At 65.1% G+C, this 25,137-nt stretch carries 24 protein-coding genes; 12 read left to right on the top strand and 12 right to left on the bottom strand.

Going from position 1 to position 25,137, the window contains the following annotated elements:
* The gene (locus QRQ56_RS08580) at positions 1-849 is read right to left on the bottom strand and encodes a phosphodiesterase (protein ID WP_438739105.1); all 849 of its coding nucleotides are present in this window, start codon (positions 847-849) and stop codon (positions 1-3) included.
* A gap of 248 nt (positions 850-1,097) precedes the next feature.
* Between QRQ56_RS08580 and QRQ56_RS08575 the strand changes: the two genes are divergently transcribed.
* Positions 1,098-2,108: a M23 family metallopeptidase gene (locus QRQ56_RS08575; protein ID WP_438739104.1), complete on the top strand. Its 1,011-nt coding sequence runs from the start codon at positions 1,098-1,100 to the stop codon at positions 2,106-2,108.
* 7 nt (positions 2,109-2,115) lie between these two features.
* On the opposite strand, the gene QRQ56_RS08570 is transcribed toward QRQ56_RS08575, so the two are convergent.
* Entirely contained in the window at positions 2,116-2,547 is a 432-nt protein-coding gene (locus QRQ56_RS08570; RefSeq protein ID WP_438739103.1) for a hypothetical protein, read from the bottom strand.
* A gap of 29 nt (positions 2,548-2,576) precedes the next feature.
* Entirely contained in the window at positions 2,577-4,049 is a 1,473-nt protein-coding gene (locus QRQ56_RS08565; RefSeq protein WP_438739102.1) for a protein adenylyltransferase SelO, read from the bottom strand.
* A gap of 198 nt (positions 4,050-4,247) precedes the next feature.
* On the opposite strand from QRQ56_RS08565, the gene aspS reads away from it, so the two are divergent.
* Positions 4,248-6,020: an aspartate--tRNA ligase gene (aspS, locus tag QRQ56_RS08560; RefSeq protein WP_438739101.1), complete on the top strand. Its 1,773-nt coding sequence runs from the start codon at positions 4,248-4,250 to the stop codon at positions 6,018-6,020.
* Between the two features lie 257 nt (positions 6,021-6,277).
* Here aspS and QRQ56_RS08555 read toward each other — a convergent pair whose 3' ends face one another.
* Positions 6,278-8,245 (bottom strand): hypothetical protein, encoded by a 1,968-nt coding sequence (locus tag QRQ56_RS08555; protein ID WP_438739100.1) that lies wholly within the window; start codon positions 8,243-8,245, stop codon positions 6,278-6,280.
* 246 nt (positions 8,246-8,491) lie between these two features.
* Here QRQ56_RS08555 and QRQ56_RS08550 point away from each other — a divergent pair, with 246 nt between their 5' ends.
* The 3 genes from QRQ56_RS08550 (at position 8,492) to QRQ56_RS08540 (ending at position 13,228) form a co-directional block, all read left to right on the top strand.
* Entirely contained in the window at positions 8,492-10,798 is a 2,307-nt protein-coding gene (locus tag QRQ56_RS08550) for an NADP-dependent malic enzyme (protein ID WP_438739099.1), read from the top strand.
* Between the two features lie 301 nt (positions 10,799-11,099).
* Entirely contained in the window at positions 11,100-11,552 is a 453-nt protein-coding gene (locus tag QRQ56_RS08545; RefSeq protein WP_438739098.1) for a DoxX family protein, read from the top strand.
* A 257-nt stretch (positions 11,553-11,809) separates the two neighbouring features.
* Complete coding sequence (locus QRQ56_RS08540) at positions 11,810-13,228, top strand: outer membrane protein (RefSeq protein ID WP_438739097.1); 1,419 nt, start codon at positions 11,810-11,812, stop codon at positions 13,226-13,228.
* 12 nt (positions 13,229-13,240) lie between these two features.
* Here the strand turns inward: QRQ56_RS08540 and QRQ56_RS08535 are convergent, their stop codons facing one another.
* The 4 genes from QRQ56_RS08535 to QRQ56_RS08520 form a co-directional block, all read right to left on the bottom strand.
* Entirely contained in the window at positions 13,241-13,795 is a 555-nt protein-coding gene (locus tag QRQ56_RS08535) for a dihydrofolate reductase (RefSeq protein WP_438739096.1), read from the bottom strand.
* A gap of 7 nt (positions 13,796-13,802) precedes the next feature.
* Complete coding sequence (locus QRQ56_RS08530; protein ID WP_438739095.1) at positions 13,803-14,825, bottom strand: polysaccharide deacetylase family protein; 1,023 nt, start codon at positions 14,823-14,825, stop codon at positions 13,803-13,805.
* Between the two features lie 164 nt (positions 14,826-14,989).
* On the bottom strand, positions 14,990-15,559 hold the full coding sequence (locus QRQ56_RS08525; protein ID WP_438739094.1) for a glutathione peroxidase: 570 nt from the start codon (positions 15,557-15,559) through the stop codon (positions 14,990-14,992).
* A 93-nt stretch (positions 15,560-15,652) separates the two neighbouring features.
* Entirely contained in the window at positions 15,653-17,293 is a 1,641-nt protein-coding gene (locus QRQ56_RS08520; protein ID WP_438739093.1) for a L,D-transpeptidase, read from the bottom strand.
* 207 nt (positions 17,294-17,500) lie between these two features.
* On the opposite strand from QRQ56_RS08520, the gene QRQ56_RS08515 reads away from it, so the two are divergent.
* Positions 17,501-18,049, top strand: a complete 549-nt coding sequence (locus QRQ56_RS08515) for a CreA family protein (protein WP_438739092.1) — start codon at positions 17,501-17,503, stop codon at positions 18,047-18,049.
* A gap of 12 nt (positions 18,050-18,061) precedes the next feature.
* On the opposite strand, the gene QRQ56_RS08510 is transcribed toward QRQ56_RS08515, so the two are convergent.
* Both QRQ56_RS08510 and QRQ56_RS08505 read right to left on the bottom strand, forming a co-directional pair.
* Entirely contained in the window at positions 18,062-18,265 is a 204-nt protein-coding gene (locus tag QRQ56_RS08510) for a hypothetical protein (RefSeq protein WP_438739091.1), read from the bottom strand.
* Between the two features lie 9 nt (positions 18,266-18,274).
* Complete coding sequence (locus QRQ56_RS08505) at positions 18,275-18,613, bottom strand: hypothetical protein (RefSeq protein ID WP_438739090.1); 339 nt, start codon at positions 18,611-18,613, stop codon at positions 18,275-18,277.
* Between the two features lie 62 nt (positions 18,614-18,675).
* Between QRQ56_RS08505 and QRQ56_RS08500 the strand changes: the two genes are divergently transcribed.
* The gene (locus QRQ56_RS08500; RefSeq protein ID WP_438739089.1) at positions 18,676-18,840 is read left to right on the top strand and encodes a hypothetical protein; all 165 of its coding nucleotides are present in this window, start codon (positions 18,676-18,678) and stop codon (positions 18,838-18,840) included.
* A 34-nt stretch (positions 18,841-18,874) separates the two neighbouring features.
* A complete protein-coding gene (locus QRQ56_RS08495) occupies positions 18,875-19,240 on the top strand; it encodes a hypothetical protein (protein ID WP_438739088.1) in 366 nt (121 codons plus the stop codon).
* Here QRQ56_RS08495 and QRQ56_RS08490 read toward each other — a convergent pair whose 3' ends face one another.
* Together QRQ56_RS08490 and QRQ56_RS08485 are read right to left on the bottom strand one after the other, a co-directional pair.
* Entirely contained in the window at positions 19,241-19,486 is a 246-nt protein-coding gene (locus tag QRQ56_RS08490; RefSeq protein WP_438739086.1) for a DUF6719 family protein, read from the bottom strand.
* A gap of 67 nt (positions 19,487-19,553) precedes the next feature.
* A complete protein-coding gene (locus tag QRQ56_RS08485; RefSeq protein WP_438739085.1) occupies positions 19,554-21,089 on the bottom strand; it encodes a PLP-dependent aminotransferase family protein in 1,536 nt (511 codons plus the stop codon).
* 75 nt (positions 21,090-21,164) lie between these two features.
* Here QRQ56_RS08485 and QRQ56_RS08480 point away from each other — a divergent pair, with 75 nt between their 5' ends.
* The 4 genes from QRQ56_RS08480 to kynA all read left to right on the top strand — a co-directional run bounded on the left by QRQ56_RS08480 (position 21,165) and on the right by kynA (position 25,137).
* Positions 21,165-21,890 carry a pyridoxamine 5'-phosphate oxidase family protein gene (locus QRQ56_RS08480; RefSeq protein ID WP_438739083.1) on the top strand — a complete coding sequence of 242 codons (726 nt, stop codon included), beginning with the start codon at positions 21,165-21,167 and terminating at the stop codon, positions 21,888-21,890.
* A 53-nt stretch (positions 21,891-21,943) separates the two neighbouring features.
* Positions 21,944-23,221 (top strand): ArgE/DapE family deacylase, encoded by a 1,278-nt coding sequence (locus QRQ56_RS08475; protein WP_438739082.1) that lies wholly within the window; start codon positions 21,944-21,946, stop codon positions 23,219-23,221.
* Positions 23,222-23,453: 232 nt separating this feature from the next.
* Positions 23,454-24,263, top strand: coding sequence for an alpha/beta hydrolase (locus QRQ56_RS08470; RefSeq protein ID WP_438739080.1), 810 nt, complete (start codon positions 23,454-23,456; stop codon positions 24,261-24,263).
* Positions 24,264-24,297: 34 nt separating this feature from the next.
* Complete coding sequence (gene kynA, locus QRQ56_RS08465; protein ID WP_438739079.1) at positions 24,298-25,137, top strand: tryptophan 2,3-dioxygenase; 840 nt, start codon at positions 24,298-24,300, stop codon at positions 25,135-25,137.

The following is a 25,137-nucleotide window of genomic DNA, read 5'->3' as shown; positions in this document are numbered from 1 at the left end:
TCACCGCGCCGCGAACTTGAGCGCATAGTCGCGGCCGTCCATTCCCGCCGGTGGCTCGAACGGGAAGCGCAGACTGGTGTCGAGGAAGTCGTGGCTGTGCACGACGATGTTCTGGTCGTCGATCAGCACCACGCCATAGGCCGGCGGCTCGTGGCTGGCCAGATGCGGCGCGTCGGCATTGAGCTCGAACCAGACCTGGTGGTTGGTGCCGCGCAGCGTCGAGAACGGGATCTTGCCGTAGCTGCCGAAGATCGGCCGGTGCACGTGACCGAAGAAAAGGTGGCGGATGCGGGAGCGATACGGCGCGATCACCTCGGCGAATTCGGCGCTCTGCTTCAGTCCGATCTCGTCCATCGCGTGGACGCCGATCGGGAAGGGCGGGTGATGCATGAAGACGACGAATTCCTGGCTTGCAGGCGCGGACGCAAGCGTCTGGCCGAGCCAGTCGAAGCGCTTGGCGCACATCTCGCCGGCGTGGCTGGTCTCGTCCAGCGTGTCGAGGAAGACGAACAGGCCGTGCTCGGTGGTCTTGGTGCCCTGCACGAAGCCGTTGGCATCGCGCGGCGCGGCTTTCAGCGCATCGAGGCAGGTCACGCGCTTGTCGTGATTGCCGACCATGGCGATGTAGGGAATCTTCAGCGCGGCCATCGCGTCGGCGAAATTGGCGTAGGACTCCGCCTCGCCCCAATGGGTGAGGTCGCCGGTCACCACCGCGAAGGCGGCGTCGGACTGATGCTTGTTAATGTCGGCAATCGCCGCATCCAGCCGGGCGCGCGGGTCGAGGCCGTAGAGCTTCAGCCCGGGATTCGCGAGATGCGTATCGGTGAGGTGGATGAACTTGAAGGGCATGGCGCGCTTGTCATGGCTGGAGGACGACCGCCTCCGGCAAGGCGGCCCGTCAGCCGTTAGAGCGCGTGTGTTTCAGTTTGATGACAGCGGTTCCCGTGGAGTCGTCGAAGATGTGGATGGCGTGGACGACCCGCCCGTCGCGCGATGACCTGTAGCGATTGAGGCGCGCGCAACGATCTACCTTGCCGCGAAGGTGCGGCTATGATTTGCTCGGGCCGCTCACCGCATTTGCATCACGAGACCTTCGCATGGCGACGCCGCATGTTTTCCGCAAGCCGGGATGGCTTGTGGCCCTTGTGCTGATGGTCGTGTCCTGTGCCGCTCCCGAGGCGGCCCGGGCCGAATTCAACTTCGCGCGGTACAAGGAGACCGATCTCGACGAATTCCTGGCGCGGCGGCGGCCGGCGAGCGGAATGGACGTCTATCCGATGTCACCGCTGAAGTTCGATGTCACCTTGGCGTCCCACGGAGGTCCTTGCGCCAGCGGCGCACTCAAACGCGCGCTGATCATGAGCGGCATGCCCAAGCCGGACGCCGACGGCTTGCTGGCGACTAATTGCATCACTGTGCGCTCCGCCAAGGGGCGCGAGCTCAAGGTGTTCATGCAGGATGTGGTCTACGGCTTTCTTCCGAACGAAGTGCCCGTCGGCGACAAGCTGTCGCTCTATGCAGTTCATGCCTACACGTCGCCGGAGGGGCCGGGTCTTCTGGTCAACGAATTTCTGACCCCGCGCAGCTTTCCGCGCGCCGACAAGCCGGCAGACAAGACGATGACCTCCTGTGGATGCTGGACGCAGGACGAGCATCCCGGCGTCGACTTCACCTCCGACAAGCCAGGCGGCCCGGTCGCGGCGATGGCGGACGGCGTCGTCGTCAAGATCGAGAATAGTGAGCAGGCGTCGGCCGATCTGCCCGTCATCGGCGGCTGCGGCCGGTATGTCGTGCTCAAGCACACCTATCCCAATGGCGGCGTCGTCTATACGCGCTACGTCCAGCTCGGCCGCATCATCGGGCCGAAGGGTGCGGCGCTCGCGGTGGGCACGAGCGTCAAGGCCAAGGACGCGATCGGCGAGATCGGCCCGAACAAGGTGCTGCATTTCGAGATCCGCCCCGTCGCGCCCGGCAACATCACGACGATCAAGGCGTGGGCCGAGCGCTACGCCGGCGTGCCCGACATGGATTGGTCGCGCTACGAGCCCGTCGATCCCCAGAAGTTCGACGCGGCCTCGTTCGGCGGGGTGAAGAAGGCGACGAAGTAGGGGCAGCTCATTCCCTCTGCTCGGGACGGGGATGCGTGTCATCCCATGATGTTTGAGCCCAGCAGTGGAGCAGATCGATTGCTCGTGCCTTATTCTCGGCTGGCGCGATCCAGTCGGTATCCGCGCGTGACAGCCGGAGGGCGGCCAGCACTTCCTCCACCAATGCTGCGACGCCGACCGCCGCAACATCCCGCGCCTCGACCTCGACAACAGGGCCCTTCATGCCGTGGTATTCTATCGCATACTTAATTTCGGTCAGGGCCGCGTCACGTCCGGATTCCAATTTCACCAGCATCGAGGTAGCCGGGCCGAGCTGATCATCCCAATGGATCAGCTTAAAGCCAAAGCGCCCCGCAAGGTCCGCGACGCGAACCGTGAGGCTGCAGAGCTCCATCGGGAAGCTTGAGAACCGAAAGTCGTCCGGGAGTTGCGTGATCACGGGAGCCCCATTGAAGCCCACAATCGCCGTTACGTCCCGCAGAACGTCCGCAGCACTCGCTGGTCCGGCAGTGGGGGATCGGCGTAGGGGGCGTGGTCCGGCTGGTCGTCGAACGGTTTTGCCAGCACCAGCACCAGCTCCTCGAACGGCGCGTAATTGTCGTCGTCGACCGCGGCCTGGATCACGGCTTCGACGCGATGGTTGCGTGGGATGAACATGGGATTGACGGCGTTCATGGCCGTGCGGCGCTCTTCCGCGCCTTGCTGCTCCAGTGCGATGCGCGCGCGCCAGCGGTCGGCCCATTCGTCGAAGGCTGCGGGCTCCATGAACTGCGCCCGCACGTCCGCGGCGTCGTCGGCTGCGGCGTCGCCGAGCTTGCGGAAGGTGAGGGTGAAGTCGGCCTGGTTCTTGGCCATGGCGTCGAGCAGGTCCTGGATCAGCGCCTCGTCGCCGTCGCGCTCCGTGAACAGGCCGATCTTCCTGCGCAGGGCCGCCTGATAGGCGGCGCTGAACTGATCCGAGAAGGCGCCGAGAATATCCTGCGCTTCCGCGATCGCCTTTTCCTGATCGTCGGAGAACAGCGGCAGCAGGCATTCGGCGAGGCGGGTCAGATTCCACAACGCGATGCGCGGCTGGTTGGCATAGGCGTAGCGGCCCATCGCGTCGATCGACGAGAATACCTGCGAAGGGTTGTAGGCGTCCATGAAGGCGCACGGGCCGTAGTCGATGGTCTCGCCGGAGACGGAGCTGTTGTCGGTGTTCATCACGCCATGGATGAAGCCGACCAAGAGCCAGCGCGCGATGAGCTCGGCCTGGCGCGCGACGACACCGGCGAGCAGCGCGTGATAGGGCCGCTCCGCGTCGCGCAGCTGCGGATAGTGGCGGGCAATGACGTGGTCGGCGAGAGCGCGGATCGCCTCGGTGTTGCCGCGCGCGGCGAAGAACTGGAAGGTGCCGACGCGGATGTGGCTGGAGGCAACGCGCGTCAGCACCGCACCGGGCAGCGCGGTCTCGCGGATGACGTGCTCGCCGGTGACGACTGCCGCGAGCGAGCGCGTGGTCGGAATACCCAGCGCATACATGGCTTCGCTGACGATGTATTCGCGCAGAACAGGCCCGAGCGCCGCGCGGCCGTCGCCGCGGCGGGAGAACGGGGTGGGACCCGAGCCCTTGAGCTGGATGTCGCGGCGGACGCCGTCCTTGTCGATGACCTCGCCGAGCAGGATGGCGCGGCCGTCGCCGAGCTGGGGCACGAACTGGCCGAACTGGTGGCCGGCATAGGCCATGGCGATGGGATCGGCGCCGGCGGGAACCGTCTTGCCGGCCAGGATCGCCGCGCCGTCCGCCGTCTCCAGCATATCAGGATCGAGCCCGAGCTGGATCGCCAGCGGCCGGTTCAGCTTGATCAGCCGGGGCGCGGACACCGGGGTCGGCGCGACGCGGGCAAAGAAGCCGTCCGGCAGCGCCGCATAGGAGTTCTGGAAGGGGAAATGTACCGTCATGGCCTCAAGATAGGGCTGGAACGCCGGATGGCAAAGGTTCGGCCTCCGATATGCCAAAAATGGGCACTTCGGGCCCAAAACAGGCCGTTCCCTTGGTTGCCGCCTTGGGGCGCGTCGGGTAAACCCTGCCGCAATCTCGGACCGGCCATGACAGGCGGTTCGATTCGTTTTCCTTCAGACATCGATTTTGGGACGACCATGCATCGCTACCGGTCACATACATGCGGCGCGCTCCGCGAGAGCAACATCGGCGAGACCACCCGCCTCTCGGGCTGGGTCCATCGCGTTCGCGACCATGGCGGCGTGCTGTTCATCGACCTGCGCGACCATTACGGGCTGACCCAATGCGTGGTCGACCCGGACTCGCCGGCGTTCTCGCAGGCCGAGAAGCTGCGCTCGGAATTCGTGGTCAAGATGGACGGCAAGGTCCGCCGCCGCCCCGATGGTACCGACAATGACGAGCTGCCGACCGGCAAGATCGAGATCTATGTCAGCGAGATCGAGGTCCTGGGCCCGGCCGGCGACTTGCCGCTGCCGGTCTTCGGCGACCAGGAATATCCGGAAGACATCCGCCTGAAGTACCGCTTCCTCGATTTGCGCCGCGAGAAGCTGCACCAGAACATCATGACCCGCGTCGAGATCATCAAGTCGATGCGCCGGCGCATGGAGGGGCAGGGCTTCTTCGAGTTCAACACGCCGATCCTGACGGCGTCCTCGCCGGAAGGCGCGCGCGACTTCCTGGTGCCCTCGCGCATCCATCCCGGCAAGTTCTACGCGCTGCCGCAGGCTCCGCAGCAGTACAAGCAGCTGCTGATGATGTCGGGCTTCGACCGTTACTTCCAGATCGCGCCGTGCTTCCGCGACGAGGACCCGCGCGCCGACCGTCTGCCGGGCGAGTTCTACCAGCTCGACGTCGAGATGAGCTTTGTCACGCAGGAAGACGTGTTCGCGGCGATGGAGCCTGTGATCACCGGCGTGTTCGAGGAGTTCGCCAAGGGCAAGCCGGTGAGCAAGAACTGGCGCCGCATCCCGTTCGCCGAAGCGCTGCGGAAGTACGGCAGCGACAAGCCGGACCTGCGCAACCCCATCGAGATGCAGGACGTCTCCGAGCATTTCCGCGGCAGCGGCTTCAAGGTGTTCGCGCGCATGCTCGAAGACCCCAAGAACCAGGTCTGGGCCATCCCGGCCACGGGCGGCGGCAGCCGCGCGTTCTGCGACCGCATGAATTCGTGGGCGCAGGGCGAGGGCCAGCCCGGCCTCGGCTACATCATGTGGCGCGAGGGCGGCGAGGGCGCGGGTCCCCTCGCGAACAACATCGGGCCTGAGCGCACCGCCGCGATCCGTGCGCAGATCGGCACCAAGGAGGGCGATGCCGCCTTCTTCGTCGCCGGCGACCCCGACAAGTTCTGGAAGTTCTCAGGTCTCGCGCGCAACAAGGTCGGCGAGGAGTTGAACCTTACCGACAAGGAGCGGTTCGAGCTCGCCTGGATCGTCGACTTCCCGATGTACGAGTACAACGAGGACGACAAGAAGGTCGACTTCTCGCACAACCCGTTCTCGATGCCGCAGGGTGGCCTCGACGCGCTGAAGGGCCAGGACCCGCTGACCATCAAGGCGTTCCAGTACGACATCACCTGCAACGGCTACGAGATCGCCTCGGGCGGCATCCGCAACCACGTGCCGGAAGCGATGGTGAAGGCGTTCGAGATCGCGGGCTACGGCGAGCAGGAAGTGGTCGACCGCTTCGGCGGCATGTACCGCGCCTTCCAGTACGGCGCTCCGCCGCATGGCGGCATGGCGGCAGGCGTCGACCGCATCGTGATGCTGCTCTGCGGCACCAACAATCTGCGCGAGATCTCGCTGTTCCCGATGAATCAGCAGGCCATGGATCTGCTGATGGGCGCGCCGTCGGACGCCACGACCAAGCAGCTCCGCGAGCTGCATGTGAAGGTGAACCTGCCGCAGAAGTGAGGCTGCTCTTCGCCTCTCCCCGCTCGCGGGGAGAGGCCGCCGCGCATAGAAGATGCGGGGCGAGTGAGGGGGGACTCTCCACGAGTTGATCTCGCCGATATTGCCTCCGCTCTCTCCACGCCGTCATGGCGAGCGTAGCAAAGCAATCCAGACTGCCTCCGCAGAGGCAGCCTGGATTGCTTCGTCGCAAGTGCTCCTCGCAATGACGGGGAGGAAGTTTTGCGAGCCCGCTGCCACCTCTTCCGCAGCGATAGACCCTACAACCCCGTCGACGCCTCGATCCTGAACTGGGCCAGCGCGCTCTCGGGATCGCTTTGCGACAGCTGCATCAATTGCATCAGTGGCACCTTGGCGCGGGGTGTGAGCTTGACGGTCAGCGTCTGGCCTGAGGTCTCGACGAAGCCGGCGAGCGCATCGATCGCCGTTCTCACGTCGCCATTGGCCCCTACGATCTTCTCGCCCTGGGCCCTGATCATCGCGACGATCGCGCTGCGGGCGGCGTCGCGGCTGACGTCCTGCATGCGCGCGAACTGGGCCACGACGAGATCGACCACGCCGCTGTCGCGCAGCGAGAGCTCGAACGCGCCGGTCTCGACTTGCGCCGCCTGACCCATCGCCTGCGCCGGGTCGGTCGTGAACAGGGCGCGCGGGACGTTGGCGAGCGCAAAGCGGGCCCTCGCTCTCGCTAGGCTGCCGAGATCGAGCGTGGCCGGCGCGAGCGCGAACGCGCCCGACGATTCCGTCCAGGCCGCGCCGAGATCGAGGTCGATCGCGAGCTTGTCGACCCCCGCCATGATCAGCGGCTGCAGCACCGGATTGGCGGGATCGGTCGGCGTGACCATCTTCACGACGAGGCTGGCCTTGCTCGGGATCGACCCGACCAGTTGGCCCCAGTTCAGGCTGATCGTGTCGACGGTGAAGAGCTGCCGCGTGTTCTTGTAGGGCGAGACCACGCCCTTGATCTCGGCGCCTTCGAGCACGCGGAACAGGCCCAGCATCTGATCGGGCGAGGGCGGCTGCCCGGGTGTTCGGAGGCTGGCCGCCCAGCGCATCAGATTGGCCGCGCTGAAGGCTCTCAGCGTGAAGCGCTCCATCTTGAGCTGGCCCTGCGGCATCGGCATCTCGAGGCCTTCCAGCGCTATCCTGTCGGGATCGTATTTGATGGCGTTGAGCCGTCCCGTCCCTTGCTGCGTCTCGACCGTTTGCTTGCCGATTTCGGCCTTGCCGATCTGGAAGCCCTCGAAGAAGTCGGCGACCTTCGCGATCATGTCGCGCGACTGCGCCGGCGTCGGGATCGCGCCGTCGGCGGGCACCAGCGCGATGATCTCGGCAGGGCGGAATTTTGCGGGCCGGATCCCGATGTCGTCGAAGGTGAAGCCGTCGACCTGCACGCGCACGCCGGGTGACGTCGTCACCACATAGGAGTTGACCGAGATGCGCCGATAGATCCTGTGCAGGCCGTCGTCGCTCGAGCCGTTCTGATCGAGCGCGGCCCTGATGGCGGTCGAGTCGAAATCGTAGGCGGCAAGGCCGGACAGCTCGCCGGTCATTTTCGCGGGCTTGCCCGGCTGGGCGAGGTCGATCGAATAGGTGACGCGGTCCGTCTTCGCCGTCTCGATCTTGCCGCGGTCGACGTTCTGGACCGACAGGCCCGAATAGACGTAATCGCCGCTGCCGGGATTACCGTTGCCCGCATCGACGTTGACCGCGACAGTCGGCACCGCGATCGAGGACGCCGAGACAGTCGCGTATTGCGCGAGCATGAAGCGGTACATGTCGATGATCGAGCCGGACAGCGGCGTAGCGTCTGCACGGATCGGACCGGAAAAGTCGCGGGCGCTGATCTGCGGGATCTTGTAGTTCGCCTTCAGCTTTGCCCGCTCGGTGGACGTGAAGGCGACCTCGACCCCCGATGCTTCAATGCTGTCCGCCGAGAACCGGGCCTCGTCCGGCTGGCGCACGCCGACGGCCGTGACCTTGGCGACCTTGACGTTGGCGAGCTGCGGCTGGGCTGGCTCGACAGCGATGTCCTCGATCGTCAGCGTCCGGGTCGCGAGCTCGAACGTGATCCTGCCATGGCTGGCCTTGCCGCCGCCCAAGCGGATCTGCTCGAAGGCCGCCTCGACCTCGCTGGTCGCCCGGTGCTGAATGTAGATATTGAAGCCGAACCAAGCGCCCGCGCCGAGCGCGAGCAATGCGATCAAGCCGATCAGGATTCGCTTCATTCCCAGCTCCAGTTGCCGTGTTGCATCGCGCAACCTGCCATATTCGTGAAATGCGGCGCGGTCCAGGGAAAGCTATGGTTTTCAGATATTTGACCGGGCCTCCTGTTGATGAGGCCGCAATCCGATGTTGCCACCGGGGCGCCCGGCGTGCTTCATCCCGTTTCCATGACCCGGAAATTCGGTCCGCTTGGACAGCCCCTTGCGGATCGTGCATTTTGAGGCCGGTAACGCGAGGCGAGACACCGCATGTCGTCCTATTCTGATGATCTCCACCAGGCGGCGCTCGCCTACCATCGTCTGCCGCGCCCTGGAAAGCTCGAGATCCAGGCAAGCAAGCCGCTTGCCAACCAGCGCGACCTCGCGCTGGCCTATTCGCCCGGCGTCGCCGCGGCCTGCACCGAGATCGCCAAGAATCCAGCCGAAGCCGCCACGCTGACCACCCGCGCCAATCTGGTCGCCGTGGTCTCCAACGGTACCGCCGTGCTCGGCCTCGGCAATATCGGCCCGCTGGCCTCCAAGCCGGTGATGGAAGGCAAGGCCGTCCTGTTCAAGAAATTCGCCGGCATCGACGTGTTCGACATCGAGATCGCCGCCGACACCATCGAGCGCGTGGTTGAAACCGTGGCGGCGCTGGAGCCGACCTTCGGCGGCATCAATCTGGAAGATATCCGCGGTCCGGAATGCTTCGAGATCGAGGCGCAGCTGAAAGAGCGCATGAAGATCCCGGTCTTCCATGACGATCAGCACGGCACCGCCATCATCGTCGCCGCCGCGATCACCAACGGCCTGCGCCTGAACGGCAAGAAGCTGTCCGATGTCAAGATCGTCGCGTCCGGGGCAGGGGCCGCGGCGATCGCCACGCTCAATCTGCTGGTGTCGATGGGCGCTCAGCGCAAGAACATCTGGGTGTGCGACATCGATGGCCTCGTTCACGAAGGCCGCAACACCACGATGGACCGCTGGAAGGCGGTCTATGCGCAGAAAACCGACAAGCGCACGCTCGGTGACGTCATCGGCGGCGCCGACATCTTCATCGGGCTCTCGGCACCGGGCGTTCTCAAGCCCGAGATGGCCAAGGCGATGGGCGACAAGCCGCTGATCATGGCGCTTGCCAATCCGACGCCTGAGATCATGCCGGAGGAGGCGCGCAAGGTGCGCCCTGACGCGATGATCTGCACCGGTCGCTCCGACTATCCGAACCAGGTCAACAACGTCCTCTGTTTCCCCTTCATCTTCCGCGGCGCGCTCGATGTCGGCGCCAGCGCCATCAACGAGGAGATGAAGCACGCCGCCGTCGAGGCCATCGCGCAGCTCGCGCGCGAGGCGCCGTCGGATGCCGTCGCGCAGGGTTTCGACACTGGCGAGACGCAAGGCTTCGGCCCGGGCTCGCTGATCCCGAGCCCGTTCGATCCCAGGTTGATCCTGCGCATCTCGCCGGCGGTGGCGAAGGCGGCAATGGAATCCGGCGTCGCGACGCGGCCGATCACCAATTTCGACGAGTACACCGCGCTGCTGGAGCGCTTCGCCTTCCGTTCCGGCCTCGTCATGAAGCCGATGTTCGCCAAGGCCAAGACCCAGCCGGTGCGCGTGATCTACGCCGAGGGCGAGGACGAGCGCGTGCTGCGCGCCACGCAAGTGGTGCTGGAGGAGAATCTGGCGCGGCCGATCCTGGTCGGCCGTCCCTCCGTCGTGGAGGCGCGCATCAAGCGCTTCGGCCTGTCGATCCGCGCCGGCAAGGATTTCGACCTGGTCAATCCCGAGGACGATCCGCGCTACCGCTCCTACGTGCAGTCCTATGTTGAGGTCGCCGGCCGCCGCGGCGTGACGCCCGATGCGGCCCGCACCGTGGTGCGCACCAACAACACCGTCATCGCGGCGCTTGCGGTGACGCGCGGGGAGGCGGACGCGATGCTCTGCGGCGTCGAGGGCCGCTACATGAGCCATCTGCGCCATGTCCGCGAGATCGTCGGTTTCTGCCCGGGCATCAGCGATTACGCGGCACTGGCGCTGCTGATCACCAGCAAGGGCGCCTTCTTCATCGCCGACACGCAGGTGCGGCCCAATCCGAGCGCGGAAGAGCTCGCCGAGATCGCGTCACTGGCCGCGGTCCACGTCCAGCGCTTCAACATCAAGCCGAAGATCGCCTTCATCTCGCATTCGGATTTCGGCAGCTACGACACCGACTCCTCGCGCAAGATGCGTCTGGCGACCCAGTTGCTGAAGGAGAAGCATCCGGAGATCGAGGCCGACGGCGAGATGCAGGGCGACACGGCGCTCTCCGCCGCGGCGCGAAAGATGGTGTTGCCGCATTCCAAGCTGGAGGGCGAGGCCAACATCCTGATGATGCCGACGCTGGACACCGCCAACGTCGCCTACCAGATGATCAAGTCGCTGGCGGACGCGCTGCCTGTTGGTCCCATCCTGATCGGCCCGGCCCGTCCGGCCCACATCCTTACCCCCTCGGTGACGGCGCGCGGCATCCTCAACATGACAGCCGTCGCAGTCGTCGAAGCGCAGGAGCGCGCCGCCCGGCAGCCGACGCTGTTTACGTAGAGGCGAGAGATCGAGCCATGCGGGAAGAGCAAATCCTTCTCCCCCTTGTGGGAGAAGGTGGCGCGAAGCGCCGGATGAGGGGTATCTCCCCGCGAGTCACGATCGCAAGGTTCTCGTGCCGATAGATACCCCTCATCCGTCTCGCCGCTTCGCGAGCCACCTTCTCCCGCAGGGGGAGAAGGGAACGGGCCGCCAACTTTGAATTCTCGCAGATCTCAATTTCCCCGTTTGTAAACCGGCGCACGACTCTTCATAATCCGCCGGCGCGTTCCGTGCTTAGCGTTTTGCCAAGAGGCCGATCATGCCAGCGTTCGTGACTTTCGGGCGGATCCTGTTCGCCGTCCTGTTCATCTACACGGGCGCGACCAAGCTCGTTGCCATCCAGGCGACGGCCGACTTCATCGCCACCAAGGTCGTGGTGCCCGAGGTGATTGCGCCTTACGCCAAGCAGGTCGAGACGGCCACCGCCATGACCACGCCGCAACTGCTGGCGATCGCGGTCGGCGCGCTCGAGATCATCGCGGGGCTGATGATCGCGCTGAATTTCGGCGCGCGGTTCTTCGCGATGCTGATGATCGTCTACGTCGCGGTCGCGACCGTGCTGTTCGATGATTTCTGGAATCAGACGCCGCCCGACAACGCGAAGATGGTGGTGGACGCGCTGAAGAACCTCTCGATCATCGGCGCTTTGTTCATGCTGATGGGATACGGCCGCACCACGCGTCCGGCCGAAGCGGCATACGGGGACGTGTAAGACCCGGCGCGCGGTCCCGGCCTTTCATGCGGGCACGCGCAAGGATGAGTCGGGGCAGCAGCACGCGGCGAACGCGCCACATGATTGCCGCGTGAACCTTCATTCACACATTATGGCTTCGAGATCACAGCGGCTCCGTAAATCGCATCTGCTGCGAGCCACTTGTGCCTGTCCGCTTGTGAACCCGCGCCGGTGCGGAATATGACCGGTCGTCCGGTTGCATGTGGGCGACCGGTGCGGGGTCATAGGGGCGGTACTTGGTTCATTCGAAGCGACGGGCGGCGCGTGCTCTGACAATTCTCGGTGCGGCGCATGTCGCGACCTTTGCGGCAACGGCGGTCGATGCAGCCGACTTGCCGGTGAAGGCGCGGTCACAGGCGGCGCCGGTCTCCAACTGGACCCAATTCTATGTCGGCGGCGGCCTCGGCTTCGACTTCTCGACGGGGCGGTCGAGGCTCGCGCCGGTTGGCGGTGGCGCCGATCTGTTCACGCTCGACGGCTTGCAGGGCGCCGACCTCGGCCTGTCCGCGTTCGCCGGCTTCGACGTTCAGGTTGCACCGCGCGTCGTGGTCGGCGGTTTCGTCGATTACGACTGGTCGCGCCAGCGGACGACGGTCAACGTGGGCGGGAATGGCTTCGGGCAGAGTATAGCCGCAAGCATGCCGTCGCTCGACCAAGGCTGGACGATCGGCGGTCGCGCAGGATTTTTGGCGACGCCCGATATTCTGCTCTACGGCCTTGCCGGCTACAGCCAGATGCGCATCAACAATTGGGATTTGAACTATACGATCCTCGGGGGAGGTCCTTCGTTCACCGCGCAGGAACCAGCGGTCAATGCGCACGGCTACACGGTCGGTGCCGGCGCGGAATATCGCCTCGCCAGCAACGTCTCATTGCGCGGCGAATACCGCTACGTCGCACTGGGCCGCAACACGACTGTCGATCCGCTCGGCGCGGTCTGGACCACCGACCTGTCACAGCATGTAATCCGGGTCGGTGCGGCCTATCGTTTCGGCCAGTTTGGCGGCCCGGCCACGACGGCAGCCGCGCCGGCGCTCAGCCCGGTTTGGACCGGTGTCTATGTCGGCGCCGGCATTGGCGGTGACGCCATCACGCCCCACGTGGCGGCTTCAGTCCCCGGCATGCTGGATTTCAATGCGGCAGGCCTCGGCGGCGCGGATGTCGGTGGCACCTTCACCATCGGTTATGATCGCCAGATCGCGCCGAAATGGGTGATCGGTGCATTCGGCCTGATCGATGTCGCAACGAACGGTGGAGCCAGCATCACGGCAAATGGCGGCGGCGCAACGATCACATCGGACCTGGCATCGGTGAAGTGGGCCTGGACCGTTGGCGGGCGCTTCGGCTATCTCGTCAGCCCGGAGACGTTGGTCTATGTGCTCGGTGGCTACAGCGGGTCGACCGCGCGATCCGTCAGCTACAACCTCCTGGGGGTCATTCAGAGCACCAGCCCCGAGCGCGAATATCACGGCGCGACTGTCGGCGGCGGTTTCGAGCGCTTCTTCAGCGACAGGATTTCGGCGCGTGCAGAATATCGCCTGACGCATGTCGAGACTCGCGACGATCTGACCGATGGCTTTTTCACCAGTCTGAGCGCGGGCGGAACAATCCACACGCTCCGCGGCTCGCTGGTCTACCATCTTCCGACGCCGTAGCGCGGTTCGCCTTCACTTACCTCGGCGCCACGGCGTAACGGTAACGTCATGCGCGGCGTCGAGCAGGTAGGGTGCGGCGGCTTTCATCCCGTGCGACGCCAGCACGTCGTGCGGCGTCCGCTTGGGCACCTCGACAAAGCAGCCTTCGCCGTCGGGCAGATGCACCTGCGGCGCCTCCGACAGCCAGAACGTGTCGTAGCGGTCCATGAAGATCTCGAACACGGCGGGGCCGCCGATCACGGCGACCATGCCGGAGGCGACGTCGGCGAACGCGCAGGCCTCCTCGAAGCTCGCATGATTCGGATTCCACAGTGTCGCGTTCGGCATCTCGGGATCGACGGTGAGCGCCTTGATCTTGCGCGTCAGGATCAGCCGCTTGCGCTGTGGGGAGTTCGCCTGCTGCTCATGCGAGTTGCGGCCGTGCACGATCAGCGCGGCGCGATCGAGCGCCTGCTCGAAGAACAGCTTGTCGCCGTCGAACTTCAGGCTGTCCGGCATGACATGGCCGGCGTCGGCAAGCATGCCGTCCGCTGAGACGATGACGTAGCCTTCAATGCGGACAGACAATGGCCGGCTATTCGTTGACCGTCGTGACGACGCTGTTGACCGGCCGCTGGCTCACCGTCGGCAGCTTGATGTCCTTGCCCAGCTCCTGGTCGTATTCCGGCAACGAGGACGCCGGGAATTTGGCGCGCATCGCCACCACCTTGTAGCCGCCGGCCTTGAGGCGCTTGAGCAGCTCGGGCAGGGCTTCGGCGGTGTGCTTCTGGAAGTCGTGCATCAGGATGATGCCCTTGCCCTTGGCGTCGAGCTTCTTCATCACGGTCTCGATGATCTTCTCGGGCTTGGAGGCCTTGAAGTCGAACGAGTCGATGTCGCAGGAGAAGATCGCGGTGTTGCGGTTGCCGAGATAGGTGACCATCTCCGGCGGATGCTGCAGCGCCGGGAAGCGGAAGAACGGCGAGGGCGAGATGCCGCCGAGCGCCCACTTCACCGCGGACAGGCCCTTCTCGATCTCTTCCTTGCGCTGCGCTTCGTTGAGCTTCTTGTTGTTGAGGTTCGCGTGCGACCAGGTGTGGGTGCCGACGGTGTGGCCGGCCGCATAGACCTGCTTCAGGATCTCCGGCTCGTAGGTCGCGTGCTTGCCGATCGAGAAGAAGATGCCGGTGGTGCATTCGTCGGCGAGCGCCTTCAGCACCGCGGGCGTGTTCTTCGGCCAGGGGCCGTCGTCGAAGGTCAGCACGACCTCCTTGTCGCGCAGGAAGTCGAGCTCCTTGAAATGCTCGAAGCCGAAGCCGGGACCGCCCGTGGTGTCGATCTCGACGGTGCGGGCAACGCCGAGCGCGCCCGGCGTGTTGCAGGCCGCGCGCGCCGGCTGCGGCGCCTGTTGCGGCGGGGGCGGATTGACGAAGCCGGCCGGCGCGGCGGCTGCCGCGGGAGCGGCTGCGGGCGCTGCAGCCGGCGTTGCTGCGGCCGGCGTCGCCGCCGGTGCGGCCTGCGAGGCGGCAGCCGGCTTCGCCGGGGTCTGCGACCATGCTGCGCCGGTCATCGCAACCGACATCGCGCTCGCCAAAATCAGTCCTGCCGCCACACGCATGGTGTTGTCCTCGAGATTGATCCCGTTGTTCCGCCGCGGCTTTTCGCCTCCGGCCAAACCGTCCTGCCCCAAACGATCCTAGCCTAGATGGTGGGCCGTCGCCATTGCAACGGCTGTTTGGCACCTTGCTGCAATTGTGCCCAACCCGGTTGGGCGCTCCAGCATCAACTGTCGGCCAGCGCCCTCGCAATGGCGGTCTTGACCCGCGTGTCGGCAGGCTCCACCGCGGACGGAAAGACCTCGGCAATATAACCGTCGCGGCCCACGAGGTATTTGTGGAAGTTCCAGCGCGGAACCTCGCGAGGCCGCGCCTCGGCGGCCCATTTGTAGAAGGGATGCGCCTTGGCTCCGACCACGACGGCCTTGGCCGTGATCGGAAAGGTAACACCATATTGGTGGTGCGCGGTCTCCGAGATCTCGCTGGTGCCGCCGGGCTCCTGGCCGCCGAAATCGTTGGAGGGCACGCCGATCACGGTGAGGCCGCGTTCGCGAAACTCGCTCCAGATTTCCTGAAGGCCGGCATATTGCGGCGTGTAGCCACAAAGCGAAGCGGTGTTGACCACCAGCAGCGGTTTGCCGGTGAAAGCGGCGAGGCGGATGTCGTCGCCCGAGAGTGCGGGGAAGGAGAACGCATAGGCCGAGACGCGGCTCATGGCGCCCTCGGCCAACGCACGTGTCGTCGGCGCCAGCGTGCCCGCCAGCGCCGCGGTGAGTAAGGTCCTGCGATTCATCATGCCGGCATCCCCCGAAATGATCCGGAAGGCATGTTACTCCGCGGCTGCGACCTGCCTCGTCAACACCGCGTTATCGGGCGCGGGTGAACGCGGCTAGTACAGGCGGACGATGAAGTCGGTGCCTTCGCCGGTCTCGCCCTGGTTGATGCCCTGGTCGGAGATGATGATGGAGCCGCCCGATGTCAGCATCTCGTTGATCTTCGCCATGGTGTCGGCGGGGATCGAGATGCGGTCGAGGGCCGCGGCCGGGCTGTCCGGCGAGACCACGGGCTTGGCAACGGGCTTGGCGGCGACCGGGATCACGGCAGCGCCGCGCTGGCGGTGCGTGAGGCGGCTGTCGTCCTCGCGGGCTGCCGAACGGGCGGAGACGGGGAGCGACACCACCGACCAGCGCAGTGCGTTGGTATCGGTCTTGTCGAGCTCGGCGGTGAAGATATGCGTGCCGAGCGGCCGGTCGCTCGTGGCGATCGTGATCGGGACCTCGAACAGCGGCGCAAAATTCTGCCGCACGTAGAGCTTGGAATCCTTGCGGCTGATGAAGACGGCGATCTGGCCGGCCCGCTTGGGAGCTTCCGGCTTCGCGGCGGGCGCGGGCTCGGCCAGGCGGCTCTCGTCCTTCTTGGCCTCGGGAGAGGCAGCGATTGCCGGTGCATCCGGCTTCTTCGCCGCGTCGGCCGCTTCAGTCTTTGCTGCTTCGGGCTTTGCAGCTTCAGTCTTCGCAGCTTCGGTTTTGCCAGCGTCAGTTTTGGCAGGCTCGGACTGCACGGGTTCGGCCTTGACCGCTTCGGTCTTGGCGGCGGACTTGTCGGCTTGAGCCGGAGAGGGCGCGTCGGCGGCCTCGGCAGTCTTTGTCGCCGCAGCCGCTTCCTCGTGGGTCGCTGCGTTCCCCGTGGTCGCATCCGACATCACGGTATGGCCGACGGAGGTGCGCAGCTCGAGCACGCTGTCGGCGCTGGCGGTCTTGGTTTCGACCGGCTTGGTTTCGACCGGTTTGGCTTCGGCGGCCTTGGTGTCCGCGGCGCCCTTGTCGGCCTTGTCGCCGACATTGGTCTGCGGCTCGAGGCTGGCGGTGGGCTGCGGCGGCATGCGCGACGAGGCGAGCAGGGGATGCGAGAAGCTGTGCGGCGACATCTCGCCTGGCGCGACGACGACGCGCGCGCCCATCCTGGTCCAATTCCACATCTTCATCGCGAACGACATCGGCATGCGGATGCAGCCGTGCGAGGCCGGATAGCCCGGCAGCACGCCGGCATGCATGGCGACGCCGGACCAGGTGATCCGCTGCATGTACGGCATCGGCGCGCCGCTATAGATGTTGGAATGGTGGAATTTGTGCTTCTGGATGACACTGAACACACCCATCGGCGTCGAATGGCCCTTCATGCCCGTCGACACCGGAGATTCCGCGAACACGCCGTTGCTGTCGTAGACGGTAACCTTCTGCCGGTCGATTGAGACGACGATGACCAGCGGCCCCTGCGGCTTGGTGCCCGCTTCCTTCTCGGCGACAACCTCTTTCTTGCCGGTCGCGCTGCGCTTCTGCGGCTTCTGGCGCGGGATCTCGGGATGCCGGTCCTGCCGGGCGTAATAGGATCCGTCGGAATAATCGGTCCAATAATAGAATGCTGCGTCTGCCTGGCTGCTCGCGCCCATCGCACCCGCCGCCGACAAAATGGCGACCTGCCAGAGCCGCGCCGGCTTGGCAGAAAAACCCGACCCGTTCACGCTGTTCATCCTCGAATCCATAATCCAAATCAGACGTTAGTCTCGCAGAGGGGATACGCGTTCACCAGCAGGGCGGTTCTGCGGTCAGATACTTTTGTTCTAGACGTAGCAAAAAAGCCTCACGGAGCGGTAAACGGCGGCCGCGCCGGTTGGCCGTCGTCTTCCTGAGCGGCTGCCTCGTCCCTACATTGGGGAGACTTGTTACCGGAGAACTTCATGTCACCTCGTTTCCTCGATCTTTCCGGCATCCGCTTGAAAGGCTTTGCTTTCCTCCTTCTGGCCCTGGTCGCGCCGGCGGCGCCCGCGGTTGCTGCCGACGAGCCAGATCTGATCTTCCGCCGCTCCACCGTGTTCAAATGGATGAGCCCGAACGACAAGCTTGCGACCTATGGTCTCGACGATCCCGAGGTCGAGGGCGTGGCCTGTCATTTCACGGTGCCGGAGAAGGGCGGCTTCAAGGGTTGGCTGGGCCTTGCCGAGGAGGTCTCGGACATCTCCCTGGCGTGCCGCCAGGTCGGCCCGATCAAGTTCAAGAACAAGATGGAGCAGGGCGACGACATGTTCCGCCAGCGCCGCTCGCTGTTCTTCAAGAAGATGCAGATCGTGCGCGGCTGCGACGCCAAGCGCAACGTGCTGGTGTACATGGTCTATTCGGACAGGCTGATCGAGGGCTCGCCGAAGAATTCGACCTCGACGGTGCCGATCATGCCGTGGGGACCGGCGGATGCGAACGTCCAGAAATGCGGTGAGTTCTTCACGCAGTAACGCGTTTGCACGTCACTCCGTGACGAAGGTGCGGCTGGCCTGCGGTCTGACAAGATGCGAGCCGGTCAGCCGCACGAAGGCTTGTGGCGCCGCCTCGAAGCCGCGCCCGGACTGCAGCGACATCGCGCTGGTCTGGGAGGTGCGGCTGGGTCGTTGATCCCTGTCGTCCGTCCGTTGGTCCGTCTCGCGCGACATTGCGCGATCCTGCATCGTCATGACCATCCCTCAACTGAATGCGTCCGGTGATTCCGGCTCTCGGTTCGATGGCTTGGGTCGCAGCCACAGCGTCCCCGGTTCGACCCAGCCTTCGTTCGCCGCTTCTTTCAGCAGAAAAACGTAAAATGCATGTGAAGCCCGCAAGGCGGGACCGTGACGCGGCGGCGTGCGATGCCGTTGCGCGGGACGCGGCGGAACCCGGTGGGGCGCTTGGAGGCCAGCCGCGACCGGATTGAAATGATTGGCCATTTCCGGGAATTGTGTCGTCGCCCCGGCCCGGACGAAACAATTCTCACGCAAAATGAAACCATTTTGCGCTTTTGGCGCATCACGGGCGAAACCGCCCATGGTTATCAGCTTCACAACGACGAACGGCGGTGTGGCCGGCCACGGAATTCGGAGACAAGACCATGCGCGCGCTCAGCTTCATCCTTGCCTTCGCTTTCGTGATCGCCGGCTCTTCGTTCGCGGGCATGCCGGACGGCAATCTGCCGGGTGTCGGCACCTTCCAGTACAGCGGCTCGCCGGTCACCACCACGACGTCGCAGCCGATCGTGGTCGCCGCGCGCTTCTGATCGACAACAAGAAAATCAGCCGATAAAGGCCGTCATGCTTGCACGATTTTGCGCCGCCGCGTTCGTAACCGTCCTGACGATCAATGCCGCCGAGGCGCAGGTGCGCGCGCCCTCGCGGCTACCCGATCCCCGCAGCGAGTTCGTGCGCCAATGTGCGCCGCGGATGCTGGGGCGCTGGGAACATCCCGAGGAAGTCTGCGGCTGCCTGCACGATCACGCCGCAGCCGCGGTCGAGGATCGTGACCTGCGCGAGGCGCTGCTGCGCGGCATCAGCGAGACCGGCGTGCCCACCATCGAGACCGACTGGGTGCCGGCGTCCAAGCAGAGCGAGATCGGCCCGACCTTCACAAGGATCGCCAAGCCGACCCTGCAGTGCATGTTCGATCCAGCCAGGCAGTAGCTATTTCGTCTTCGGACCGTACCGCTGCACGCAGGTGGTGGTGCGCACGACGCCCTGGTCGGACATCTTCGCTCCGCGCACTTCCTTGACCTGTCCGGCGGGGCAGGTTCCGTCATCCACCTGCACGCGCTGACCCAGCTTGAGATCGACGATATCCTGCTCGCGTCCGACCGTGGCGGCATGTGCCGTTGCGGGAAGCGCGATGGAGATCAGGAGCGCGAGGCAGGTCGTGCGGTGTAGCGGCATGGTGAGATATCTCGTCAGCGATGCCGCAATGTAGGGATTGGCTGGCGATTCTCATAGTGAACCTTCGTCACGCGCGCCGGCCCGGCTTGTTCCTCATGCGCAGGGCAGCACGCGATTCCCGCGCCAGCAATTTTGCGGAGGCCACGAGCTGTGGAACCGCATGTCCCGAAAATCCCAGCACGAAGCCAGGCAGTGGGCGCGCGCGCGAATAGGTGTCGGCCAGCAGCCAGCCTTCTGCGCCAGCCGCCTGCTTCGCCCGCGCGGCGACCGTCAGGTCGACCGAGGGATCGAACCGGGCGACCAGATGCAGGCCCTGTGACGGCACCGGCACCGACAGCGCGCCATCGGATGCGGCTTCCAGTGTTTCGGCCAGCACGTCGCGCGCCTCGCGATAGAGCTTTCGCACGCGCTTGAGATTGGCGGCGAACGCACCCGAATTGAGCATGTCCGCCACCGCGCCCTCCATCAGCGTGCCGGGGAAACGGTCGAGCGCCGCGCGCGCTGCCGCGACGTCTGCGATCAGGCGTTCGGGCAGGGCGCAATAGCCGATGCGCAGGCCTGGAAACAGCGTCTTGGCGAACGTGCCGAGATAGATCACGCGCTGCAGGCGGTCGATGCCGGCGAGCGACATCAGCGGTGCGCCGTCATAACGAAACTCGCTGTCGTAATCGTCCTCCAGCACGAAGGCGCCGGCTTGCCTTGCCCAGTCCAGCAGCTCGAGCCGCCTCTGCATCGACATCTGCACGCCCAGCGGAAATTGGTGCGACGGCGTGACATAGGCCGCGCGCGCGGACGGTCCTGCGGAGCGGCCCTTGGCGACCCGCATGCCGTGCTCGTCGACGGGGACGTGCACCGCGCGATAGCCGCAATGCGCGATGGTTTTTCGCGCGGCGGGGTAGCCGGGGTCCTCGCACCAGACCTGGTCGCCTGCCTTGAGGATCGCGCTCAGTACGATGCGCAGCGCATGCAGGGTGCCCGACGTCAGCATGATCTGGTCGGGATCGCAGCGCAGCCCGCGCGCCGACAGGAGATGATCGGCGATTGCCGCGCGCAGCTCGCGGCTGCCGCGCGGATCTCCGTAGTGCAGATGCTCGGATCCGAAGGCGCGCATGCGCCGTCCGACGAAAGCGCGAAAACGCTGCACCGCTCGCTCGTCGATATGGGTGCAGCCGAGCGCGAACGCGCCTTGCCTGGGCGCATCGACCACGATGTTCGACTTGCCCGGCGCGGCCGCGCGCGCCGGGATTCGCGCGGCGACGAAGGTGCCGGAGCCGACGGTAGCCCCGGCAAAGCCGTCGGCGATCAGGCGCTCATAGGCGATCACGACCGCGTTGCGCCGGAAACCCGTCTGTCTCGCCAGTGTGCGTGATGGTGGCAACGGCTCGCCAGGCTTGACGAGGCCGGAGACGATCATCTCGCACAGCGCCTGATACAGCCGGTGCGCGGCGGACGCTCCCGCCGTGACGTGCGGGCCGGTGAGGTCGAGCGGCAGCTCGGTCTTTGTCGCCAAGGAAGACTGTGTCGAGGAAGACTTTTTCGAGGAAGCCTTTGTCGAGGAAGACTTGGGCGGTGAGGCCCGGGAATTGGTCGGAATTTTTTGCATGGAATTGGAACTATCGCAGACCAAATGCGCCGTTACAACTGCGCCCAGATCCTTCCAGTCCGAGCAGGAGCGGCCGTGAGCCAGACCGAGACCACCAATTCCTACCCGACCTCCGCGCGCAACCAGGTGAAGCGCCGGCACGACCGCGGCTTCTACGATCACGAGACGGTGCATCGCATCCTGGATTCCTCGATGATGTGCCACGTCTCCTATGCGATCGACGGCCAGCCCTATTGCACACCGACCTTTTTTTGGCGCGAGGGGACAAAGCTCTATTGGCACGGCTCGAGCGCAAGCCGGATGCTGCGTAACCAGACCAAGGGCGAGCGCGTGTGTCTCACGGTCGCGCATCTCGACAGCCTCGTGCTGGCGCGCTGCGGCTTCAACCATTCCGCCGACTACCGCGCGGTGATGGCGTTCGGCACCGCCTATCTCGTGACCGACCCTGATGAGAAGGAGCGCGCGGTGATCGCCATGGTCGACCGCTTCTTCCCGGACCGCACCGCGAGCCTGCGGGCGAGCAACACGCAGGAGATCAAGGCGACCTCCTTCATCGCGATGGAGATCGAGGAAGCCTCCGCCAAGGTCCGCGCCAAGGGTGTGGCCGACGACGATGAGGACTACGAATTGCCGATCTATGCAGAGCGCATCCCGGTGCGCACGGTGCTCGGCGCGCCGGAACCGTGTCCGCGCCTGCTCGACGGGGTGAGCCGCCCTGCGACGCTGAATGGCTATTCGGAAGGCCGTCTGCTCGAAGATGCATTGCGGGATGCATATTTTGTGGAGTACCCGAACGGCTGAAATCGGCTAGCTTGCGCACTCCTTGGGAGCAATGAAATGCCTGGAGTTGCCTGATGAATGCCGAAACGCAGCAGAGGATTCTCGACGCCGTCGATGCCGGCTTCGAGGCCCAGCTCGCAACCACGCGCGACTTTGTCGCGATCCCCTCGACCCGTGGCGCCGAGGGACCGTGCCAGGACATGATTGGCGACCTGCTACGTGCGCGCGGCTATGAAGTCGACGATTGGCACATCAAAGTCGACGATCTCAAGGATCTGCGCGGCTTCGGCCCGATCGAGCACGATTTCTCGAAGGCGCGCACGGTCGTCGGCACATATCGTCCGACCACGGAAGCCGGCAAATCGCTGATCCTGCAGGGCCACTGCGACGTGGTGCCGGCCGGGCCGCTGGAGTTGTGGGACACCCCGCCGTTCGCGCCCACGATCAAGGACGGCAAGATGTTCGGCCGCGGCGCCTGCGACATGAAGTCGGGCACCATCGGCGCGCTCTATGCGCTGGATGCGATCAAGGCCGCGGGTCTCAAGCCGACGGCGCGCATCCACTTCCAGTCCGTGATCGAGGAGGAGAGCACCGGCGTCGGCGCGCTCTCGACGCTGCAGCGCGGCTACCGCGCGGATGCCTGCTTCATCCCGGAGCCGACCGGCGGCAAGATGGTGCGCTCGCAGGTCGGCGTGATCTGGTTTCGCCTGCGCGTGAAGGGGCATCCGACCCATGTCGCCTTTGCCGGCTCCGGCTCCAACGCGATCATGGCGGCCTATCATCTCGTCCACGCCTTGCAGAAGCTCGAGATCGAATGGAACGAGCGTGCCAAGGCCGACAAGCATTTCAAGACGTTGAACCATCCCATCAACTTCAACCCTGGTATCATCAAGGGCGGCGACTGGGCTTCCAGCGTTCCGGCCTGGTGCGATGTCGATTGCCGCATTGCGGTGTTGCCGGGCTGGTCGATCGCCGATCACCAGAAGGAGATTTTGGCCTGCGTTGCGGCTGCTTCGCGCAACCATCGCTTCCTCGCCAACAATCCGCCGGAGGTCGATTGGTCGGGCTTCCTGTCGGAAGGCTATGAGTTGACCGACTCCGCAGCGCCGGAAGCCGCCTTCGGTAAGGCCTTCAACAAGGTCTACGGCGGCCAGCCCGAGGATCTCGTCTTCACCGCGCTCACCGACACCCGCTTCTATGGCCTCAACGAAGGCATCCCGAGCCTGTGCTTCGGCGCCAGCGGCGGCGAGATGCATGGCTTCAATGAATATGTCGATCTGGAGTCGTTGAAGAAGACCACCAAGGCGATGGCGCTGTTCATCGCGGAGTGGTGCGGGGTGGAGAAGGCCTAGGTCCTCTCAGCGTCATTGCGAGGAGCAAAGCGACGAAGCAATCCAGACTGCCCATGCAGAGGCAGACTGGATGGCTTCGCTTCGCTCGCAATGACGACGGAAATATCTTGCCGCTTCGCCACCTAATCTGCGGCTTCCTAAAATCCTTTAAGCTTAAAAGAAAGACTAGGATGCCGGGCGTCCCGGTGGCAGACTGGCGTCCGGTATGCCGGACGAGTCCCTGGGAGTGACAATGCGCGATTGGGATGATGCTTACGCCAATTCGGCCCATATCCCGGGGTCGGACAAGATGCCGGGGCTGTGGGCGGAGCGGGCGGCGGCCTACCGGGCGAGGCTGACAAATTTTCGCGCTGACATCGCCTATGGCGGCGGCGAACGCCAGAAGTTCGACCTGATCCTGCCGGATGGCGACAGCAAGGGGCTCGTCGTGTTCGTGCATGGCGGCTACTGGATGCGCTTCGACAAGTCGACCTGGACCGATCTCGCCGAAGGTGCGCGTCATCACGGCTGGGCCGTGGCGCTGCCGAGCTACACGCTGACGCCGGCCGCGCGCATCTCCGACATCACCGCCGAAATCGCTGGTGCCATCGCCAAGGCAGCTTCGCTCGTCGCGGGACCGATCCGGCTTGCCGGCCATTCCGCCGGCGGCCATCTCGTGACGCGTATGCTGTGCGACGACAGCCGGCTGGAGCCCGTCGTCTATGGCCGCGTCACCGGCACGCTCTCGATCAGCGGCCTGCATGATCTGCGCCCGCTGCTCAAGACTGGGATGAACGACACGCTGCGCATGACCATGGAGGAGGCGAGCCTCGAAAGCGCGGCGCTGCATCTGCCGCTGGGACATTCGCCCGTCACCGCCTGGGTCGGGGGCAATGAGCGGCCGGAGTTCATCCGCCAGTCCGACCTGCTGGCCAATGTGTGGACCGGCTTCGACGTGCCGACGCGCCTCGTCGTCGATCCCGGGCTCAACCATTTTACCGTGATCGACGGGCTGAAGGATCCGGCGTCGCCGATCACCGCGCGCCTGATCGGCCTCGATTGAGCCGGCCGGGAATGATCGATCGGGAGGGCCTGTCATGACGTCCAGCGACTACGATCCCGCGAGAGAAGGTGCCGAGACCGATTTTTCCCGGCGCATGTCCTACGGCGACTATCTTTCGCTGGATTCGATCCTCGGTGCGCAACATCCGCTGTCGGAAGCGCATGACGAGATGCTGTTCATCATCCAGCACCAGACCACGGAGCTGTGGATGCGCCTCGCCATCCACGAGCTCAGCGCCGCGCGCCGCGCCATTGCCCGGGACGAAGTGTCGCCCGCCATGAAGATGCTGGCGCGGATGTCGCGCATCTTCGAGCAGCTCAACAATGCCTGGGACGTGCTGCGGACGATGACGCCGAGCGAGTACACGCGCTTCCGCTCGCAGCTCGGCCAGTCCTCCGGCTTCCAGTCGCGCCAGTACCGGCTGATCGAATTCCTGCTTGGCAACCGCAACCAGGCCATGCTGAAGCCGCACGCGCACGATGCAGAGACGACGAAGCTGCTGGAAGACGAGCTTGCGACGCCGAGCCTCTATGACGAGGTGCTGCGTCTTGCCGATCGCAACGGGCTGAAAATGCCTGCGTCCGTGCTGGCCCGCGACGTTCGCGAGACCCACAGCTTCAACGAGGGTGTGCTGCAGGCCTGGCGCGTCGTCTACGAGGCGCCGGAGACGCATTGGATGCTCTACGAGCTCGCCGAAAAACTGGTGGACTTCGAGGACTATTTTCGTCGCTGGCGCTTCAACCATGTGACCACGGTCGAGCGCGTCATCGGTTTCAAGCGCGGCACCGGCGGCACCGGTGGCGTCAGCTATCTCAAGCGCATGCTGGAGGTCGAGCTGTTTCCCGAGCTCTGGCGCGTGCGAACCATTCTGTAG

It is taken from the genome of Bradyrhizobium sp. U531, from assembly GCF_051710265.1.
Taxonomy (GTDB): Bacteria; Pseudomonadota; Alphaproteobacteria; order Rhizobiales; family Xanthobacteraceae; genus Bradyrhizobium.
Note: the sequence above shows the minus strand (reverse complement) of the source record. Positions and strands in the feature narration are given on the sequence as shown.